The 19749-nt window shown below is 44.3% G+C and carries 15 protein-coding genes and 2 tRNA genes; 14 read left to right on the top strand and 3 right to left on the bottom strand.

The genetic code is table 11. The annotated features are described in order from the left end of the window. Positions 1–12 precede the first annotated feature (12 nt). From lon to EDC63_RS07250, 5 genes are all read left to right on the top strand, one after another. Positions 13–2436, top strand: coding sequence for an endopeptidase La (gene lon / locus EDC63_RS07270; RefSeq protein WP_124945644.1), 2424 nt, complete (start codon positions 13–15; stop codon positions 2434–2436). A gap of 332 nt (positions 2437–2768) precedes the next feature. After that, positions 2769–3041, top strand: a complete 273-nt coding sequence (locus EDC63_RS07265; protein ID WP_124945645.1) for an HU family DNA-binding protein — start codon at positions 2769–2771, stop codon at positions 3039–3041. 51 nt (positions 3042–3092) lie between these two features. Continuing rightward, positions 3093–3168: transfer RNA gene (locus EDC63_RS07260), tRNA-Val, on the top strand. Between the two features lie 16 nt (positions 3169–3184). Next, positions 3185–3261, top strand: a tRNA-Asp gene (locus tag EDC63_RS07255). A gap of 156 nt (positions 3262–3417) precedes the next feature. Beyond that, entirely contained in the window at positions 3418–5322 is a 1905-nt protein-coding gene (locus EDC63_RS07250; RefSeq protein ID WP_124945646.1) for a SurA N-terminal domain-containing protein, read from the top strand. Positions 5323–5452: 130 nt separating this feature from the next. Here EDC63_RS07250 and fabI read toward each other — a convergent pair whose 3' ends face one another. Further along, on the bottom strand, positions 5453–6235 hold the full coding sequence (gene fabI, locus EDC63_RS07245) for an enoyl-ACP reductase FabI (protein WP_124945647.1): 783 nt from the start codon (positions 6233–6235) through the stop codon (positions 5453–5455). Between the two features lie 128 nt (positions 6236–6363). Between fabI and EDC63_RS07240 the strand changes: the two genes are divergently transcribed. From EDC63_RS07240 to EDC63_RS07225, 4 genes are read left to right on the top strand one after another with little or no spacing between them, the layout of a single operon-like run. Next, on the top strand, positions 6364–8538 hold the full coding sequence (locus EDC63_RS07240) for an ABC transporter substrate-binding protein (protein ID WP_124945648.1): 2175 nt from the start codon (positions 6364–6366) through the stop codon (positions 8536–8538). Beyond that, positions 8535–9512, top strand: a complete 978-nt coding sequence (locus tag EDC63_RS07235; protein ID WP_124945649.1) for an ABC transporter permease — start codon at positions 8535–8537, stop codon at positions 9510–9512. The genes EDC63_RS07240 and EDC63_RS07235 overlap by 4 nt, the downstream gene beginning before the upstream one ends. Then, positions 9509–10915, top strand: a complete 1407-nt coding sequence (locus EDC63_RS07230) for an ABC transporter permease (RefSeq protein ID WP_124945650.1) — start codon at positions 9509–9511, stop codon at positions 10913–10915. Before EDC63_RS07235 ends, EDC63_RS07230 begins: the two co-directional genes overlap by 4 nt. A gap of 10 nt (positions 10916–10925) precedes the next feature. Continuing rightward, a complete protein-coding gene (locus tag EDC63_RS07225; RefSeq protein WP_124945651.1) occupies positions 10926–12938 on the top strand; it encodes an ABC transporter ATP-binding protein in 2013 nt (670 codons plus the stop codon). A gap of 16 nt (positions 12939–12954) precedes the next feature. On the opposite strand, the gene EDC63_RS07220 is transcribed toward EDC63_RS07225, so the two are convergent. Then, positions 12955–14406 carry a LysM peptidoglycan-binding domain-containing protein gene (locus EDC63_RS07220; RefSeq protein ID WP_165922939.1) on the bottom strand — a complete coding sequence of 484 codons (1452 nt, stop codon included), beginning with the start codon at positions 14404–14406 and terminating at the stop codon, positions 12955–12957. 40 nt (positions 14407–14446) lie between these two features. On the opposite strand from EDC63_RS07220, the gene EDC63_RS18535 reads away from it, so the two are divergent. After that, positions 14447–14788, top strand: coding sequence for a hypothetical protein (locus EDC63_RS18535; protein WP_165922938.1), 342 nt, complete (start codon positions 14447–14449; stop codon positions 14786–14788). Between the two features lie 42 nt (positions 14789–14830). On the opposite strand, the gene gloB is transcribed toward EDC63_RS18535, so the two are convergent. Next, complete coding sequence (gene gloB / locus EDC63_RS07215) at positions 14831–15601, bottom strand: hydroxyacylglutathione hydrolase (protein WP_124945653.1); 771 nt, start codon at positions 15599–15601, stop codon at positions 14831–14833. A 37-nt stretch (positions 15602–15638) separates the two neighbouring features. Here gloB and EDC63_RS07210 point away from each other — a divergent pair, with 37 nt between their 5' ends. From EDC63_RS07210 to EDC63_RS07195, 4 genes are all read left to right on the top strand, one after another. Continuing rightward, positions 15639–16385, top strand: a complete 747-nt coding sequence (locus EDC63_RS07210) for a class I SAM-dependent methyltransferase (RefSeq protein WP_124945654.1) — start codon at positions 15639–15641, stop codon at positions 16383–16385. Next, a complete protein-coding gene (gene rnhA / locus EDC63_RS07205; protein ID WP_124945655.1) occupies positions 16375–16833 on the top strand; it encodes a ribonuclease HI in 459 nt (152 codons plus the stop codon). The genes EDC63_RS07210 and rnhA overlap by 11 nt, the downstream gene beginning before the upstream one ends. 4 nt (positions 16834–16837) lie before the next feature. Continuing rightward, entirely contained in the window at positions 16838–17527 is a 690-nt protein-coding gene (gene dnaQ, locus EDC63_RS07200; protein ID WP_124945656.1) for a DNA polymerase III subunit epsilon, read from the top strand. 78 nt (positions 17528–17605) lie between these two features. Next, positions 17606–19678, top strand: a complete 2073-nt coding sequence (locus EDC63_RS07195) for a TonB-dependent receptor plug domain-containing protein (RefSeq protein WP_165922937.1) — start codon at positions 17606–17608, stop codon at positions 19676–19678. Positions 19679–19749 lie beyond the last annotated feature (71 nt).

The following is a 19749-nucleotide window of genomic DNA, read 5'->3' as shown; positions in this document are numbered from 1 at the left end:
AGGTGGGATGACATGGCAAATATTGAAAATCCGATCACTGATGAAGTGACTTTACCGTTACTGCCATTGCGAGATGTAGTAGTGTTTCCGCATATGGTCATTCCCTTGTTCGTGGGGCGTCCAAAATCAATAAAGGCGCTTGAAACTGCAATGGAATCCGGCAAGAACATTTTGCTGGTGGCGCAGAAATCCGCAGCAAAAGATGAGCCAACTCCAGAAGACCTGTATGAGATTGGTAGCGTTGCAAGTATTTTGCAAATGCTGAAATTGCCTGATGGAACAGTGAAAGTGCTGGTGGAAGGCGAAAAACGCTCAAATATCCTAGAATTCATTGATGATAAAACGCATTATTCTGCGCGTGCAAAACCTATTGCGACAGATGAAATGGAAGATCATGAAGTTGAAGCGATGAAGCGTGCTTTGGTCGCTCAGTTTGATCAGTATGTGAAACTGAATAAAAAAATTCCACCTGAAATATTGACCTCATTGGCAGGAATTGATGAAGCCGGTCGCCTTGCTGATACAATTGCAGCACATTTGCCGCTTAAATTGGAGCAAAAACAGGAAGTGCTGGAAATGCTGGATGTTGGCAAACGTCTTGAGCATCTTATGAGCTTGATGGAAACAGAAATTGACATACTTCAAGTTGAAAAACGTATCCGTGGTCGTGTTAAGCGCCAGATGGAAAAAAGTCAGCGTGAATACTATTTGAATGAGCAGGTTAAGGCCATTCAAAAAGAACTCGGCGAAATTGAAGAAGGTGCAGATCTTGATGAACTTGATAAGAAAATCAAGGGTGCTCAGATGCCTAAAGAAGCTAAAATAAAGGCTGAGGCAGAACTGAAAAAGCTTCGTCTAATGTCACCTATGTCTGCAGAAGCTACCGTCGTGCGTACTTATATTGATACGCTGGTAGGGCTGCCCTGGAAAAAGAAAACCAAAATCAGTAAAGATCTGCGTGTTGCAGAAGAAGTGCTGGATAAAGATCATTACGGTTTGGAAAAGGTTAAAGAGCGGATTATCGAATATCTTGCAGTGCAACAGCGTGTTGATAAATTAAAAGCTCCCATTCTTTGTCTGGTTGGGCCGCCCGGAGTTGGTAAGACATCGCTGGGGCAGTCCATTGCTAAAGCCACAAACCGTAAGTTTATCCGTATGGCGCTTGGCGGCGTGAGAGACGAAGCTGAAATTCGCGGCCATCGTCGTACTTATATTGGTTCTATGCCGGGCAAGATTTTGCAAAGCATGACAAAGTCGGGAGTGCGCAATCCATTATTCCTGCTGGATGAAGTGGATAAAATGGGGCAGGATTTCCGTGGCGACCCATCCTCTGCATTACTAGAGGTGCTGGATCCTGAACAAAATCATACGTTTGTCGACCATTATGTCGAAGTAGAATACGATTTGTCTGACGTGATGTTTGTAGCTACTGCGAATACCATGAATATTCCAGGTCCATTACTGGATCGTATGGAAATTATTCGTCTTTCAGGGTATACGGAAGATGAAAAAGTGAATATCGCTATGCGCTACTTGCTTGATAAGCAGATGCAGAATCATGGCCTGAAACCTACAGAACTCATTGTTTCTGAAAGTGCCATACGCGATATTGTGCGTTATTACACACGCGAAGCTGGTGTGCGTTCGCTGGATCGTGAAGTTGCCAAAATTTGCCGCAAGGTGGTAAAAACCCTGCTGTTAAAACAGGCGCGTGGCAACAAGGTCACAGTTAACGCGCGTAATCTGGATAAATTTTTAGGCGTTCGTCGTTTTAGTTATGGTATAGCCGAGAAAAATAATCAAATTGGTCAGGTTACCGGGCTTGCTTGGACTGAAGTAGGTGGTGAGTTGTTGACCATTGAAAGTGCACTGCTTCCTGGTCGGGGCAAGATGATTACAACAGGTAAGCTGGGTGAAGTAATGCAAGAATCAATTCAGGCTGCCTTGAGTGTGGTAAGAAGTCGTTCACGTATACTGGGTATACCTGAAGACTTCTATCAGAAGAATGATATCCACATTCACCTGCCTGAAGGTGCAACACCGAAAGATGGCCCGAGTGCAGGTGGAGCAATCACTACAGCGATGGTATCCGTACTGACAGGCATTCCTGTGCGTGCCGATGTTGCCATGACAGGCGAGATTACCTTGCGTGGTGAGATTCTGCCTATTGGTGGACTGAAGGAAAAGCTACTCGCAGCACATCGCGGTGGAATTAAGACGGTGTTGATTCCAGAAGAAAACGTGAAGGATCTGGTGGATATTCCAGATAACATCAAGAATAAACTTGATATTCATCCGGTAAAATGGATAGATCAGGTGCTTGATCTGGCACTGGAGCGTAAGCCAAAACCGCTCGAAGAGGCACCTCCGGTTGATGCCGCAACTGCGGTACCACCAGTTGCGGAAGAAAAGAAACCAGCGGTGATTAAACACTAGGTTGGTTTAAAACTGGCAATATAATAAGGGTGAATGTGAAAGCATTCACCCTTATTAGTTTCAGTAATGTAAATATCAATAGCAATTGAAAATTGCACTATAGCATTGAGATTTCGCTGATATGTGAGTCAGAAATTTAGTTTTGGAAACTGTTCGATATCATTGTGATAGATGCTATGTATCTAATTGTGTTTAAACGCTTAATCTATTTTGTAAGTTTTATTTAAGTATATATTTTCCGTAAATCACTTGACACAGTGTTTTGTGGCTTGATATAAAGCGGGTTGCAGGCATTTCCTGTATTTACAATTTTTGTAGAAAGGGGACTCAACGTGAACAAATCTGAATTAATCGATCAAATTGCAAAACAAGCTGATGTTTCTAAAGCTGCTGCAGGCCGTGCTCTTGACGCTACTATTACAGCCGTTAAAGGTGCGATGAAAAAAGGTGAGATGGTTACACTGGTTGGTTTTGGTACGTTTTACGTTGGGAAGCGGGCTGCCCGTAATGGTCGCAATCCGCGTACCGGAGCAACCATTAAAATCAAGGCAGCAAAAATACCTAAATTTCGCGCTGGTAAAGCGCTAAAAGATAGTGTAAACTAGCGCCTCTTTGGTTGAAGATGAATTGTAAATAGCAAGACATCTTAACAAGACGGGTGCTTAGCTCAGCTGGTAGAGCGTCGCCCTTACAAGGCGAATGTCGGGGGTTCGAGCCCCTCAGCACCCACCATAAGATTTTAGTTTTTGGAGTGGTAGTTCAGTTGGTTAGAATGCAGCCCTGTCACGGCTGAGGTCGCGGGTTCGAGTCCCGTCCACTCCGCCAATTTAAAAGGATGAACTCAGGTTCATCCTTTTTTCATTTCAGCTTCGTTATTGGCGTTGGATATCCTCTTTGAGTGGGTTTTTGAGTACTGTCCTCTTTACTCATCGTGAATAACCCTTTAATCTTCGTTATTTGATCTAATTCAGGTAAATAAATATGCTGGAAGCTATACGTGACCGTGCTCAGGGAATTTTCGCTAAAATCATTCTTGCACTGATCATTGTGCCTTTTGCGTTGTGGGGTGTAGATTCCTATATTCATAATAAGGGCGAAGCGGATGTCATTGCTTCTGTAAATGGTCAGAAAATATTATCCCAGGAGTTTTCCCAGGCATTGAAAGACCAGCAGGAACGGTTACGTACCAAGTTGGGTGGGAGTTTTGATCCTGCGCTGCTAGATAGCCCTGAGGTGAGACAATCTGTCCTTGATAATCTCATAAATCAACATTTGCTCGTTCAAGAGGCTAGCAAGATAGGCGTGGCAATCACTGATGCTCAGCTCGCCAGTGTGATTGCGCAAATTCCTGCTTTTCAGCAAGATGGCCAGTTCCAAAAAGAACGCTATGATGCGTTGCTGCGAAATCAGAATATGACTCCTTCCATGTTCGAATCACGTGTCAGGCAGGAGCTGATGAGTCAGCAACTTATAGGTGGATTGACCGCAAGTCAGTTTATGTCGCATACAGTGGTGGAAGCTGTGATGAAGGCCAGTGAGCAACAGCGAGAAGCCAGCGTACATGTAGTGAAGCCTGAACAATTTTTATCCAAAATAAAGATTGAACCTGCTGCTGTTAAATCTTATTACGATAGCCACCTTGCAGATTTTAAAGTGCCTGAACAGGTGAGGGCTGAATATGTTGTGCTTTCAGCTGACGCGTTGCTTTCTCAAGTGCAAGTGAGCGATGAGGAAGTGAAGAATTATTTTTTATCGCATTCAAAGCAGTATCAGACGGTTGAAGAGCGCCAGGCTGCACATATTTTGATTAGTGTTGCTCCCGATGCCACTGCGGCTGAAAAAACTGCTGCGAATAAGAAAGCAAATCAGGTGTTGAAAGAAGTTAATAGTCACCCTGCTGATTTTGCAGAGTTAGCTAAAAAGTATTCTCAAGATTCGGGCTCTGCTGCACAGGGTGGGGATCTGGGTATGTTTGGTCGAGGCGCAATGGTTAAACCATTTGAAGAAGCTGCGTTCAAGATGACTGTTGGCGAGATCACAGGCCCAGTAAAATCTGACTTCGGATTGCATATCATTAAGCTCACAGCAATTAAGCCTGCTAAATCCCGCGCACTTGATGAAGTGAAAGGTGAAATAGTTTCTGAATTGAAAAAACAGAAGGCCAGCAAAAAATTTGCTGAAGTAGCTGATAATTTTAGCAATATTGTATATGAACAGGGTGATAGCTTAAAGCCTGCTGCGGATGCATTGAAACTGACTGTTCAAACCAGCGGATGGGTGAGCAGGACAAGCGGTGATGGTGCTGGTTTAAATAACGAGAAGGTATTGCAAGCGCTGTTTTCAGATGAAATCTTGAATAATAAGCGTAATACCGAAGCGATCGAGGTGGCTTCCAATACCTTGGTTTCTGCCCGAGTGATTGATCATAAAGCGGCTAGTACCAAACCGTTTGATCAAGTGAGTTCAGCAATTGCAGAACGTTTACAGAATGAACAAGCAGTTGTTATGGCTAAAGAGCAAGGTGAAACAATGCTTGCGCAGTTAAGGCAGGGTAAATCGGTTGCCTTAGCATGGGATGCTTCCAAAACTATTACGCGTCAAAATGCGCAAGGTTTGGATGAAGCGGCTTTAATTCAGGTATTTAAAGCTAATGCCCATAAGTTACCGGCTTATGCAGGCGTTGAGAATCCACATGGTGGATTCACTTTGCTGAAAATATCGAAAGTAACGGATGCGACTGGTATTGATGAAGCAAAAAGAAAAGCTTACGCACAAGGGTTGTCTGAGCTAGTCGCATCTGAGCAAACAGCTGTTTATCTGGCTTCACTGAAAAAGCAGGCTGAAATCAAGGTAATGAAGGAAAAACTGGTTAAAGCTGAACGCTAATCAGATTACAGGGGCAAGGTAATTGAGCTTGCTCCTGTTAAGCATTAATGTTGCGTGATTGTTTTGATAGGGTTATGTCTGCTGATACTCAGTATTGGCAGCATGTATTATCTTGATATACCTGCTCTGTTTATTGTATGCCGCCAACGGAAGAATTGAAGCCGGCATCAACATAAGTAATTTCCCCTGTTATACCACTGGCAAGATCGCTGCAAAGAAATGCAGCGGTGTTACCTACTTCTTCAATAGTCACGTTACGGTGTAATGGTGCATTTTTTTCAACAAAATCGAAAATCTTGCCAAAATCCGTAATGCCACTCGCTGCAAGTGTTTTTATGGGTCCGGCAGATATGGCATTGACGCGTATGTTTCTTGAACCGAGACTTTGTGCCAGGTAAAGTACGCTGGACTCCAAGCTGGCTTTGGCCAATCCCATTACGTTGTAGTGAGGTATGGCGCGAACGGAACCTAAATAAGTTAATGTCAGTAGTGATGCATTTCGGCCTTGCATCATGGGGAGCGCTGCTTTAGCTAGAGCAGTAAAGCTGTAGGAGCTGATATCGTGGGCAATACGAAAGTTTTCTCGGGTAACGTTGTCTATATATTCACCTGACAAGGCATCTTTTGGAACAAATGCCACAGAATGAACGATAGAATCCAGACAATCCCAGTATTTACCTAATTCAATAAAAAGCTGGTCAATTTCTGCATCGCTGCTGACATCGCAAGGAAAAATCAATTTGGTGTCAAACTCATTTGCCAATTCAATGACACGATCTTTTACTCGCTCGCCCTGATAGGTGAAGGCAAGCTCTGCTCCTTCTCTTTTCATTGCTGTTGCAATACCGTAAGCGATCGATCGGTTGCTGATTAGTCCGGTGATCAGCACACGTTTGTTCGACATAAATCCCATTACTGTTCCTTAGATGTGTTTTTATTCAATATAATTATTATAGCAAATTGTTGCAATTCGGCTTTCTGTGTTGATGACAGGAGATTGAGATGACGGCTACAACCGGTTTACGGTAAACTGTGAATCCAATGACACTGCCCTCTTTAAAAGATCTGTTTGTTTGCCTGTTGCCCCTGTTTTTGGCAGCTTGCAATATGACTCCCTGGAATAATCCCTATCCAGAGTCTGATGACGGAAAAAACATTCTGTATTCTTCTTTTACGGAACGACCCAAGCATCTTGACCCGGCACAATCCTATAGTGCCAATGAATTGGCGATTATTGCCCAGATTTATGAGCCTCCTCTGCAATATCATTATCTGAAACGTCCCTATACGTTGATTCCATTTGGTGCGGCTGAAATGCCCCGATTGGCTTATTTTGATAAGCAGGGTAAGCGTCTGCCCGACACAGCTGATGATTCTATTATTGATAGCAGCGTTTATGAGATTCATATTCCCCCAGGGGTTTTATATCAACCTCATCCGGCGTTTGCGCGTGACCAAAATGGAAAATTGATTTATCAAGGCATGACAGCAGATGATCTGGCGCATTTTCAGGTTTTATCAGATTTTAAACAGACAGGTAGTCGTGAGCTGGTTGCAGAAGATTTTGTCCATGAAATAAAACGGTTAGCTCATCCAAAGTTGCATTCGCCCATTTTTGGCGTGATGAGTGACTATATTGTTGGCCTTAAGGCATACGCTAATACTTTACAAAAGGCACAGGATGCCTTGGTGGCTAAAGAAGGGCGCAATGCCTATCTGGATCTTTCCCAATATCCGCTTGAAGGCGTTGAAGTAGTCGATCGTTATACTTATCGCCTTAAAATAAAGGGTAAGTATCCTCAAATGGCTTATTGGCTGGCCATGCCATTTTTTGCGCCTGTTCCTGAGGAGGCGGATCGTTTCTATTCTCAACCTGGAATGGTAGAGAAAAATTTTAGTCTGGACTGGTACCCGGTTGGCACAGGGCCCTATATGTTAACCGTTAATAATCCAAACCGGCAGATGGTGCTGGAACGTAATCCCAATTTTCATGGCGAGCGTTATCCTGTTGAAGGCGAGCCCGGGGATGAAACGGCAGGACTGCTTCAGGACGCGGGTAAGCCGATGCCGTTTATCGATAAAGTGATATTCAGTCTGGAAAAGGAAAGTATTCCTTACTGGAACAAGTTTTTGCAAGGTTATTATGATTTGTCCGGGATTAGTTCTGATAGTTTTGATCAGGCTGTTGTGGTGAATGCACAGGGTGAGCCAACCGTCACCGACAGTATGAAAAAGAAAAATATCCGATTGCTCACATCAGTATCTACTTCAACCAATTATATGGGCTTTAATATGTTGGATTCTGTGGTTGGGGGCGCCAGTGATCAAGCAAGAAAACTGCGGCAAGCTATTTCTATCGCGGTAGATTATGAAGAATTTGTTTCTATTTTTGCTAATGGTCGTGGTATTCCGGCGCAAAGTTTGATTCCACCGGGCATCTTTGGCTACAAGGGGGGTAAAGAGGGTATTAATCCTTATGTTTATGATTGGGTAAATGGTGCCCCAAAGCGAAAGTCTATCGAAGAAGCTAAGCGTTTGTTGGCTGAAGCTGGATATGCTGATGGCAGAGATGCGAAAACTGGCAAACCCCTATTATTGAATCTGGATACCACAGGTAGCGGGCCGGACTTCAAGGCGCGGCTGGACTGGTTGCGTAAGCAGTTCATGAAACTGAATTTGCAATTGCAAATTCGCAGTACGGACTATAACCGGTTTCAGGACAAAATTCGCAGTGGCAATGCGCAGATTTTTTACTGGGGCTGGAATGCAGATTACCCTGACCCGGAGAATTTCATGTTTTTGTTACATGGACCAAATAGCCGTGTGGGAAAGGAAGGGGAGAACTCTGCCAATTATAATAATCCTGAATACAATCGGCTTTTCGAGCAAATGAAAACGATGGAAAATGGGGATAAAAGGCAGTCCATTATTGATGAAATGTTGAAAATTGCTCGTTATGATGCTCCCTGGTTGTGGGGTTATCATCCGAAGGAGTACGGGCTCTATCATGCATGGATGCATAACGTAAAGCCAAATCACATGGCGAATAATGGCCTGAAGTATGAACGGATTGATGCAAAGTTGCGCAGTCAGAAACAACGTGAATGGAATCAGCCAGTATTGTGGCCCTTGGCTGGAATGTTTTTGCTGCTGTTTGTTGTAATTGTTCCTGCTGTGATTGCCTACCGGCGTCGAGAAAAAATGGTGGCGCGATGATCGGTTATATTATTCGTCGCTTTCTTTACGCAATTCCTATTTTAATTGGCGTTAATCTGCTGACTTTCAGCCTGTTTTTCGTTGTGAATACGCCGGATGACATGGCGCGCATTCATTTGGGTATCAAGCACGTTACGCCAGAAGCAATGGTGAAATGGAAGCATGAACATGGCTATGACAAGCCTCTGTTTTTGAATAGTAAAAAATCCGGATCCAGTCAATTTACGGATACCATTTTCTTTGAAAAATCGGTAAGGATGTTTGCTTTTCAGTTTGGTGTATCCGATGATGGACGTAACATCGGCAATGAAATCCAAAACCGGATGTGGCCTAGTCTGGCTATCGCCCTGCCAGTATTTGTCATTGGTATTTTAGCCAATATCACTTTTGCCTTGTTAATGGTGTTTTTCAGAGCGACTTATCTGGATTTTTGGGGTGTGGTGTTGTGTGTGGCATTAATGTCTATTTCCAGCCTGTTTTATTACATTACAGGCCAATTTCTGATTAGCAAGCTGTGGCATCTGCTGCCAATTTCCGGTTATGGTCCGGGCCTGGATGCCATCAAATTTATCATGCTCCCTGTAGTGGTAAGCATCCTTAGCGGGATTGGCAGTGGCTCGCGATTGTATCGAACTTTTTTTCTTGAAGAAATTGGCAGGGATTATGTGCGCACTGCACGCGCCAAGGGGCTTTCCGAGATTCGTGTGCTTTTCAGCCATGTTTTGAAAAATGGCATGATTCCAATACTGACGGGTGCCGTGGTAGTCATTCCTTTGTTATTTATGGGTGCACTGATACTTGAGTCTTTTTTCGGCATTCCGGGTTTAGGCAGCTATACCATTGATGCCATCAATTCACAGGATTTTGCCATTGTGCATGCCATGGTGTTTCTTGGTTCTGTTTTGTATATCGTTGGTCTGGCGTTAACGGATATTTCATATACGTTAGTAGATCCAAGGGTGAGGCTGGAATGACGTTCAAACTGGTGATTCTTTGGACTGATGCGCTGATCTATCTGCTAATGGCAGTGGCAGTATTATTCGCATTCAAAATTCGGGGGCGGGAACATCTGCTCGCTCCATGGCGCCGGGTGGCTAACAGTAAAAGTGGTATGGCTGCATTGGTGATTTTGAGTGCTTACCTTGTCATCGGTCTGCTGGATTCGGTTCATTTCAGACCGCAAATGCAGAATCAAAACGGTGAGACGGGTCAGTATTATTCGACTGAAGTTTTAAGTTTGTTGGATGTGATAGCCAAGCCCCTTAAGGAAAGAGTAGAGAAAACCTACTCAGCCCCATTTGCTACAAGGTTGTATGCGAAAGAAACCTTTGTGCAGGCAGATGGGCAGCAAGTGCGGGATTATCCTCGATTGAAATATGGGGGTGCCCATCTTGGAGAGAACGAAAAAAATCTTACAGATGACGTTATGCGCACTGTTCTCGTCTCCATGATTAAAGGAGTAGCAGTGCTGGCCGTTACCTTTTATGTTTTGATCGGATGGCTTGCCAGGCGTAAAAACTGCTCACTGGGAACGGTTTGGAGACTGATCCGGTCAGGTGAGGAAGATGTTCCCTGGATGACAGTTTTGGTGACATTCAGCATGATCATTCTGCTGGGTTTTGCCGCATCTGATCTTAGCCTTAAATATCATATTTTTGGAACAGATAAGGTTGGCCTGGATGTTTTTTACCAATCTTTGAAGAGTATTCGCACTGGCTTGATGATAGGCATGTTGACAACGCTGGTGATGCTGCCTTTTGCTTTGTTTTTAGGGATTATGGCAGGGTATTTTCGTGGATGGGTTGATGATGTCATTCAGTATATCTACACAACACTGAGTTCAATTCCCGGAGTTTTGTTGATTGCCGCATCCGTATTGATTCTGCAAGGTTACATAGACCGTAACCCTGATTTGTTTGATACGGTTGCTGCACGAGCAGATTTACGCTTGTTGTTTCTATGTATTATTCTCGGTATCACCAGTTGGACAGGTCTCTGTCGTCTTTTACGAGGTGAAACACTAAAGCTGTGTGAGATGGAATATATTCAGGCGGCAACAGCTTTTGGTGTGGGGCACTGGCGTATTATTACAAGGCACATACTGCCTAACGTCATGCATATCATTATGATTACAGTGGTCATGGATTTTAGCGGGCTTGTTCTGGCTGAGGCTGTTTTGTCTTATGTGGGGGTGGGTGTAGACCCTACCATGCAAAGCTGGGGCAATATGATAAATGGTGCGCGGCTCGAAATGGCGCGAGAGCCCATGGTGTGGTGGCAACTGTCATCTGCATTTGTGCTGATGTTTGTGCTGGTGCTTTCGGCCAACTTATTTTCGGACTCGGTGCAAGAAGCATTCGATCCGCGAAGAAAATAATGTTAAGTTCATGAGCCAACCTATATTACAAATTGAGAATTTAAAAACCTGGCTTGCTTCAGGTAAGGCGAATGTTCGGGCTGTAGACGGTGTGAGTTTTGCTATTGGTCGAAACGAGACCTTTGCCTTACTAGGGGAATCCGGCTGCGGAAAATCCATGACGGCGCTTTCTATCATGCGTCTGTTGCCTGATGCGGGACGGATTCAATCCGGCTCTATAAATCTGGAAGGGCAGGATTTGCTGGCGTTGCCTGAAGTGGCCATGCGGACTGTGCGCGGTAAGCGAATCTCCATGATTTTTCAGGAGCCGATGACCAGTCTCAATCCTGTGATGTCAATTGGTAAGCAAATAGAAGAATCACTTTTTTGCCATACCTCGCTGAGGGGTAAAGCTGCGCGAAACCGAGTTTTGGAATTACTGCGTGCTGTAGGTATCCCTGATGAAACGCAGCGCTATGGTGAATATCCCTTTCAAATGTCGGGAGGGATGAAACAGCGGGTCATGATTGCCATGGCATTGGCTGGTGAGCCTGATTTGCTTATTGCGGATGAACCGACAACTGCCCTTGATGTGACCATACAGGCACAGGTTCTGGATTTGTTGAGAGAGCTTCAACAGCAGCGCAATATGTCTATTCTGCTGATTACACACGATCTGGGTGTGGTTTCAGAAATGGCACATCAAGTTGCTGTTATGTATGCCGGTGAAATTGTAGAACTGGCACCCAAGTCGCAATTCTTTTCTTCTCCTTTTCATCCCTATTCCCGAAAACTGTTTGCATCTTTGCCAGGCAGAGAAAAGCGCGAGCAGAGTTTAGCGATTATTAAAGGTTCAGTACCGCCGCTTACTCAGGAGTTTGTCGGATGTCGTTTTGCTTCTCGTTGTGATTATGCCTGGGAACTATGCCATAGCACTAGCCCGGAATGGACGGTGTTGGGGAATGGCCATTCTGTAAGATGCCATCTGGCTGAAAAGGCAAACGCTGGAGAAGAAAGGCCTCCGATTATCCAGCCAACAGAAAAATCAATACCAGAAAGCGAAGGCACTTCAAATGATCGATTGCTTGAGGTTTCTGGTTTAAAAGTTCACTTTCCTATTCATAAAGGGATATTCAGACGCATGGCTGGGGCTGTGAAAGCGGTAGATGATGTATCCCTGATAATTAACAAGGGTCGTACTCTGGCATTGGTGGGGGAATCAGGCTGTGGCAAAACCACTGTGGGGAAAGGTATTCTTCAGTTGATCCCTCCTACAGCAGGAAGTGTACGCTTCGCCGGTTCAGAACTGACTACCTTAGATCAAGCTGCGCTTCGTGCGCGCCGTGCGGATTTTCAGATTATCTTCCAGGATCCCTATGCATCTCTGGATCCACGCATGATGATCGCCGATATTATTGAAGAAGGCATGGTTGCGTTAGCGATAGGCGATTCTCCCAGACAGCGACAGGAACGTATTGATTCAATATTGCAGCAAGTGGGATTGTCCGCTCAAATCAAATATCGTTATCCTCACGAATTTTCCGGTGGGCAACGTCAGCGAATTGCCATTGCCCGTGCATTGGCAGTGAACCCAAAATTGATTGTGTGTGATGAACCAACAAGTGCATTGGATGTATCGGTACAGGCGCAAATTCTTAATCTGTTGAAAAAACTGCAGGCTGAGTTAGGTTTAACCTATCTCTTTATTACCCATAATCTGTCCGTAGTTGAATACCTGTCCTATGATGTAGCCGTCATGTATTTGGGGAGGATAGTGGAACAGGGAAGTGTTGGTGAAGTGATGAAACAGCCCTTGCACCCCTATAGCCAGGCATTGCTTTCTGCTGTGCCGGTAATAGATAAGGATGAGGGCAGGAAAATTATCAGGCTTCAGGGAGATTTGCCTTCGCCGTCAAATCCGCCATCAGGTTGTCATTTTCATCCACGCTGTCAGCATGTGATGCCGGTTTGTCAGGAAGTTTACCCGGATGAAACACAAATCAGTACAACGCAAACCGTGCGTTGTCACTTATATGTAAAATAGTCACCGCTACTAGACTTTACAGGTAAACGGTTACTTTCTGGCCAGGCCGTAGCGTATTTTTTTGCGTGAGATTGTTCCAACGTTGTATATCGTTGATCGCAACATTGAAGCGGTTTGCAATGCTGTGAAGGGTGTCGCCACGACGTACAGTGTACATAGTACGTTTGCCATTGCTACTTTTGGTTTTGGCTGTCTGCAATTTTCCTGATTTTGAGGCAGTCTTTATTTCAGTATTTTGGACTGAAATATCACGTTGCACAGCTAGTGTCTGGCCATGGGAAATATGATTTGTTTTCAGATGATTCCATGCCTTAAGCTGTGCAGTTGTTACATTGTAGCGTCGGGCGATGCTGTAAATGGTTTCACCACTCTTAACCTTGTGCGATGCTTTCTCGGTTGTGACCACAACAGGCTCAGGCTCGGCTGATTTCAGGTTTACCGCAATCAAGTCTGAAGTGTCATTATTGCGTAAAGGCACCAGAAGATTTTGGTTCGATGCCAATTTGTGTTTATGCAAGGCAATCTGGTTGTATTCGGTTAATGCATTAATCGTGGTACCAAATTTTTTCGCAATTTTATCCAGTCGCTCCCCTTTGTGGGCAGAATAGGTTTGCCAGGAAACAAGGGGTTTGGAATAGCTGGACAGATTAGTCGTAAAGGTGTCAGCCTTTTCAACAGGTAATAACAGCGTTCTAGGGCCATTTGTCGCAAGCACGGGGCCGTTGTGAGCAGGGTTTAGAGAAATAAAGTCAGCTAAAGGCATTTCTGCGAGACGGGCAGCCAACTTTACATCCATGTGCCGTTTGGCAATAACTTTTGTAAAATAGGGCTCATTCGGGATTGAATCAAGTTTTAATCCAAATTTAGCTGGATTCATGACAATATTTTTTGCCGCAATCAATTTAGGGACATAACTACGGGTTTCTGCTGGCATTGAAAGACTTTGATAATCGGTTGGCTCACCTTTGGCTTCGTTTCGCGCAATTGCGCGTGATACAGATCCTTCTCCCCAGTTGTAGGCAGCCAGCGCAAGTTCCCACGTACCAAACATATTGTGTAGTTTTTCAAGATAATCCAAAGCAGCTCTGGTTGCTGCGGTGACATCACGCCGTCCATCGTATCGAATGCTCTGTTCCAGCCCAAAGTTTTTTCCTGTTGACGGAATAAATTGCCAGATACCTGAAGCATGGCTGGTTGAGTAGGCTTTAGGGTTAAAAGCGCTCTCTATCATAGGTAGCAGCGCAATTTCTGTTGGCATACCACGCTTTTCGACTTCTTCAACAATATAGTAAAGATACAGCTTGCTGCGCGATATCATGCGTTTCACGTAATCTGGGCGGTTGGCATACCAGTTTTCATTTTCCTGAATGAGTGGATCATTCATTTCGGAAAGCGCAAATCCGCTACGTATACGGTCCCATAAGTCGCCGGACTCTTGAACCGCCATATTCAGTTCGTCATCTTGCATAGACGAATCATCTGAAGCCGATTCTATCGCAGGAGCAAGTTTGATAGAGGATGTTGGTTTTGATATTGAAGTGATGGTTTTTAAAGGCGCTGAGTTGTTTCGAGAAGAGGTTATTTCGGTTGCTGATTGTAATGTAGAAGCAATCTTGATGGCTGGCGACGGCTGGGGTGCTACTGTGATTTTATTTTCTGATGGGGTGTCGGTTGTGGGAGCAAAAGTTGCAACCCAGGGTGAGTCATCTGCATGCCCGTTAAGTGGTAGCGATATGAAAAATAGCATCGCCGCGATTATAAGCGGTTGTTTTGACTGCATAATGAAATCTATTTTGGCCGTGAAGATTGTGTGGGGGACGAAGAATGGTAACCAAGAGTCCCTAGTCTAGTCAAGGTTTTTGGATTAATTAACAGTTAGATAACGATTGGTTTTATTGGTGAAAGTTGTTTTTCCATTCGCGGATGGCTGCAAATACTGAGACAGTGTCAGGTGTAGCAGCTTTTTTATACGAGGAAGCGGCGGCGATCACTGCTGGTTCAGTGCAGCGCAAGAATGGGTTGGTTAGTTTTTCTATTGAGATTGTAGAGGGCAGGGTAGGTTTGCCTTGATTTCTGAGATGTTGGTCATGTTCAAATCGTTGAATAATATCTGAATTGAGCGGTTCCACTGCTTTGGCAAAGCGAATGTTGGCCAATGTGTATTCGTGAGCGCAGTAAACTTCTGTCTTATCGGGTAATTGTGCCAGTTTTTGCAAGGATGTGTGCATCTGTTCCGGTGTTCCTTCAAACAGTCTGCCACAGCCGCAGCCAAAAAGCGTATCACCACAGAAAAGGTGATTTGCGCCATAATAGGCTATATGGCCAGCTGTATGACCGGGAATATTGTAAACCTGAAGTTTGAGGGGAAGTTGTAGTAAAAAAACTTCATCTCCTTCTTCTAACGGATGAGTGACTGTACTGATTTTTTCGTGGGCAGGTCCGTAAACCGGGATGTCAAAATGCTTAAGAAGCCCACTGTTTCCACCAATATGGTCACTATGGTGATGGGTAATTAATATGGCTGTCAGCTTTAGCTTTTCTTTTTTCATGTAGTCTAATACTGGCTCCGCATCACCTGGATCTACTACAACTAATTCATGGTTATTATGAATTGCCCAGATATAATTATCGTCAAAGGCTGGAATTGGAAATATTTTTAGCATACTTGTCTCCACAATAGTAATTTAGAGTGTGAACCCTATGAAAAATGCCTATGACTGGTTCCAATCACCCCTAGGACATTATTTGCTGGAACGTGAGCAGGCATGTTTTGATCGTATGGTGGCTGATATTTTTGGGTTTAATGCCTTACAGCTGGGTTTGCCTCAAGTTGATTTTTTGCGAAAAAATCGTATTCCTTTCCATTTTACTGCGGGTAGTGAAGCATTGGTACAATTGCAAACCGATTTTAGTCATTTGGCAATAGCAAGCCAGAGTGTTGATTTAATGGTATTGCCACATGTACTGGAGTTTAATACAAATCCACATCAGGTATTACGAGAAGTTGAACGAGTTCTGATGCCTGAAGGACATGTAGTGATCAGTGGATTTAACCCCTGGAGTATGTGGGGAGCTTGGCATCTGGTCCGAAAATCGAGCAATGAATATCCCTGGTGTGGAAAGTTTATTTCTTTAACGCGATTAAAAGACTGGCTGGCATTGCTCGGTTTGGAAGTCATTGATAGTAGTCTGTGTTGTTATGCCCCGCCAGTGAATAGTGAAGGGTGGTTAAGTCGAACACAGTTTATGGAACCAGCGGGTGATCGTTGGTGGGTAATGGGTGGAGGGGTTTATTTTATTCAGGCAAAGAAACGTGTGCATAGCATGCGTGTGATCATGCCGAGATGGCAAGATAAAATGGCGAGAGAGAAATCTTTGGCACCCGCAACGCAACAGGTAGTGAATTTTAAAACGCAATCCCGTGAATTAACTGAAAATGACAACTGAAAAAAATGATGTGGTAGATATATTTACAGATGGTGCCTGTAAAGGTAACCCTGGCGTGGGGGGGTGGGGAGCATTGTTACGTTTGAATGGCACTGAAAAAGAGTTGTTCGGTGGAGAACCGATGACAACCAATAACCGTATGGAATTGATGGCGGTAATCCGCGCAATCGAAGCGCTCAAGCGCACTTGCAAGTTGAGAATACATACTGATTCCCAATATGTACAGAAAGGAATCAGTGAGTGGATTGTCAACTGGAAAAAAAGGGGTTGGCGTACCAGCGATAAAAAACCGGTTAAAAACGCTGATTTGTGGCAGCAGCTTGATGCGCTGACAGTCGGCCATGAAATTGAATGGTTGTGGGTGCGAGGGCATGCCGGACATGTTGAAAATGAGCGGGCGGATGAGTTGGCGAACCGCGGTGTTGAAAAAGTGTTGAGGGAAGGGTAAGTCAATGAGGCAAGTGATGCTGGATACCGAGACAACTGGTCTCGATCCCAAACTGGGGCACCGTATTATCGAAATTGCTGGTGTGGAAATGATAAACCGGCGTCTTACCGGTAAACACTACCATTGTTATCTCAACCCGGATCGGGATATTGATGCCGGTGCGCAGCAGGTACACGGTATCAGTGCTGAGTTTTTACAGGATAAACCCCGTTTTAAAGACGTTGTGAATGAATTCATAGAATATGTGAATGGCGCAGAACTGGTTATTCATAATGCACCGTTTGACGTGGGTTTTCTGAACCATGAACTGGGTATGCTGCAGCGTGAGCGGATAAACCATTTTTGTCCCAGTGTGATTGACACCCTTAAAATGGCCAAGGAAGTGCATCCTGGTCAAAAAAACAACCTGGATGCACTATGCCGACGTTACCAGGTGGATAATTCGGCACGTACACTTCACGGTGCGTTACTGGATGCAGAACTTCTTGCAGAAGTTTATCTTGCTCTCACCAGAGGTCAGGAAACGTTGAATATAGAGATGGACGAAGTGACAGCTGCCAGCGCATCGGAACAAATCGTTGGTCAACGTGAGCTTGTCATTCTTAAGGCAACACAAGAGGAGTTGGAGGCGCATAACAGCTATCTGGAAGCATTGGATAAAGCCAGTCAGGGAACTTGTGTCTGGAAAGGTTGAATTGTCTGTATAATCAGTTCTCAAATATCTTGTAACTATAAAAACTATAATCGTTTGCCTCTAGGCGGAATGAACAGAATGGTCTGGAAAATGTTAGTGTTGCCTGGTTCTCGTTGTCGGCAACGTATTTCAATATTGTCTCTATTATTGTCGTTTGCACTTTCGGCCCTTGCTGCAGAGTTACAGCAAACCGGGGGCATTCTTTCGGAACAGGAGTTTCTGACTGAAATGCCGGTAGTGCTCTCGGTATCGCGACTTGCTCAGCCCACTTCTGAAACGCCTGGTGCTGTGACGGTGATCGATCGTGACATGATTCGTGCCTCTGGTTTCAGAGAAATCCCTGATTTATTTCGATTGGTTCCTGGTTTTTATGTTGGTTATTTCAACGGGCACGAAGCGGTTGTCGGTCATGGCTTGCCAAATCGCTATTTTGGCAGGGTACAAGTGCTGGTGGATGGTCGCTCCGTTTATATGCCTTTGTGGGGACAGGTGCACTGGAGTGACCTGCCTTTGGCTATAGAGGATATTGAACGCATAGAAGTGACACGTGGCCCCAATGCTGCGTCTTATGGATCTAATTCGTTTTTGGGTGTGATCAATATCATTACTCGTCATTCTCGTGAAGATAGAGGGGGGCTGCTTTCATTTTCTGCGGGTAATAAAAGTACCAGTGATGGGACAATGCGTTATGGCGGTCAGTTGTCTGATTGGGATTATCGTTTAACTGCGAGTTATCGCACAGATGAAGGATTTAATGATAAAAACGACAGTAAACGTATTCATTTAATGACTTTACGAGCAGATCGGCAACTGGATAAGACTGATTCGTTGCATATGCAGTTTGGTTACAACGGTGGGACCAGAGGAGTGGGCGGGGATAATGAACTTGACCCAAGCAGAGACAGGAAAATTGTCAGTCATTTTGTGCAGTTCAAATGGCAAAGAGTAGCAGGGCCTGAGGATGAAACAAGCATTCAGTTTTCTCATTCATTTCGTTCTTCAAATGAAATCGCTGATACAGTTCCCTATTCTGCAAATATCCCTAATACTCCTTTCAGTGTTCCAATTCTTTCTGCAACTTTAAATGATGTCACAAGATCAGAACGTTATGATCTGGAATTCCAGCGTAACCAAAGTTTATTAGCAGGGTTTCGATTTTCATGGGGGGGCAGTATTCAGGCGAACAGGGATTACGCACCTTTTTATCTGGGAACTCAAGAAGTTAGCCAAAATAACTTGCAGCGGGTATTTGGAAACGGAGAATGGCGCGTATCACCGAAGCTGATATTGAATGCAGGTGCCATGTTTGAGCATAATGATTTGACTGGAAGTGCTTGGTCACCACGTGCTTCAATTAATTATCATATCAAACCGGATCATACGATACGAGTGGGTATTTCAAAGGCGCTGCGTACGCCTACCTTGCTTGAAGAAAATGCCAATTACAAATTGCAGTTACCTGTTGATTTATCTCTTCTCGGTCAGCCTGTAAGTATTGTTTCAATTCCACGTTTTATAAATAGCGGCGGGCTAAAGCCGGAAGAAATAACCACTTCTGAAGTGGGTTATCTCGGCCAAATTCCTAACTACGGTTTGTCGATTGACCTTCGATTTTATCGTGATGAAATTAAAAATGTCATTAATCAGTTCCAGGTTTCTTGTCCAGTGACGATCCCTGGTTTGCTGCAACCTGTCAGCTTTAATTGCCATAGTTTCAGGAATGATGGCCTGATGACTGTAGATGGGATTGAAACACAATTGCGCTGGAGTCCAGAACCGAAAACACAGTTCATTCTGGGCAATGCTTATACAAGAACCGTCAGTTATGCCTTTGATACTGGAGTTGCAGAGGATTTGCAGCGTTCAAATCCTAATCATATTTTGAGTCTGTTGATGATGCATGGTTTTAGCAATGGGCTGGATGTCAGTTTGGGCTATTACCAGGTTTCTGATATGCATGCGCTTGGAGATGGTCAGGCTTTACCGACTAATCGAAGACTGGATGCCCGTATTGCAAAGAAATTTTTGCTTGGAGGAAAAAAGGCTGAAATGGGTATAGTAATTCAGAATTTGGGTGATCCGTACAACGAGTTTCGCTGGGATAACAGTTTTGACAGACGAACATTTGTCACTTTCCGTCTCGAACTTTAAAGGTTTCTTAAGTCAGTGATTCGTTTGTTCACATATTATTTTAAATCTGTTTTCGTCAGGTCAATCTCTAT

The sequence above is a fragment of the Sulfurirhabdus autotrophica genome (genome assembly GCF_004346685.1).
Taxonomy (GTDB): Bacteria; Pseudomonadota; Gammaproteobacteria; order Burkholderiales; family SMCO01; genus Sulfurirhabdus; species Sulfurirhabdus autotrophica.
The sequence above is the reverse complement of the archived record's forward strand: the minus strand, read 5'-3'. Positions and strand labels throughout refer to the sequence as shown.

Excerpts from the sequence above, each read along its gene's own strand:
- lon (WP_124945644.1), top strand. The coding sequence starts at position 13 with ATGGCAAATATTGAAAATCCGATCACTGATGAAGTGACTTTACCGTTA.
- EDC63_RS07250 (WP_124945646.1), top strand. The coding sequence starts at position 3,418 with ATGCTGGAAGCTATACGTGACCGTGCTCAGGGAATTTTCGCTAAAATC.
- fabI (WP_124945647.1), bottom strand. The coding sequence starts at position 6,235 with ATGGGATTTATGTCGAACAAACGTGTGCTGATCACCGGACTAATCAGC.
- EDC63_RS07240 (WP_124945648.1), top strand. The coding sequence starts at position 6,364 with ATGACACTGCCCTCTTTAAAAGATCTGTTTGTTTGCCTGTTGCCCCTG.
- EDC63_RS07235 (WP_124945649.1), top strand. The coding sequence starts at position 8,535 with ATGATCGGTTATATTATTCGTCGCTTTCTTTACGCAATTCCTATTTTA.
- EDC63_RS07230 (WP_124945650.1), top strand. The coding sequence starts at position 9,509 with ATGACGTTCAAACTGGTGATTCTTTGGACTGATGCGCTGATCTATCTG.
- EDC63_RS07225 (WP_124945651.1), top strand. The coding sequence starts at position 10,926 with ATGAGCCAACCTATATTACAAATTGAGAATTTAAAAACCTGGCTTGCT.
- EDC63_RS07220 (WP_165922939.1), bottom strand. The coding sequence starts at position 14,406 with ATGCAAGATGACGAACTGAATATGGCGGTTCAAGAGTCCGGCGACTTA.
- gloB (WP_124945653.1), bottom strand. The coding sequence starts at position 15,601 with ATGCTAAAAATATTTCCAATTCCAGCCTTTGACGATAATTATATCTGG.
- EDC63_RS07210 (WP_124945654.1), top strand. The coding sequence starts at position 15,639 with ATGAAAAATGCCTATGACTGGTTCCAATCACCCCTAGGACATTATTTG.
- rnhA (WP_124945655.1), top strand. The coding sequence starts at position 16,375 with ATGACAACTGAAAAAAATGATGTGGTAGATATATTTACAGATGGTGCC.
- dnaQ (WP_124945656.1), top strand. The coding sequence starts at position 16,838 with ATGAGGCAAGTGATGCTGGATACCGAGACAACTGGTCTCGATCCCAAA.
- EDC63_RS07195 (WP_165922937.1), top strand. The coding sequence starts at position 17,606 with ATGGTCTGGAAAATGTTAGTGTTGCCTGGTTCTCGTTGTCGGCAACGT.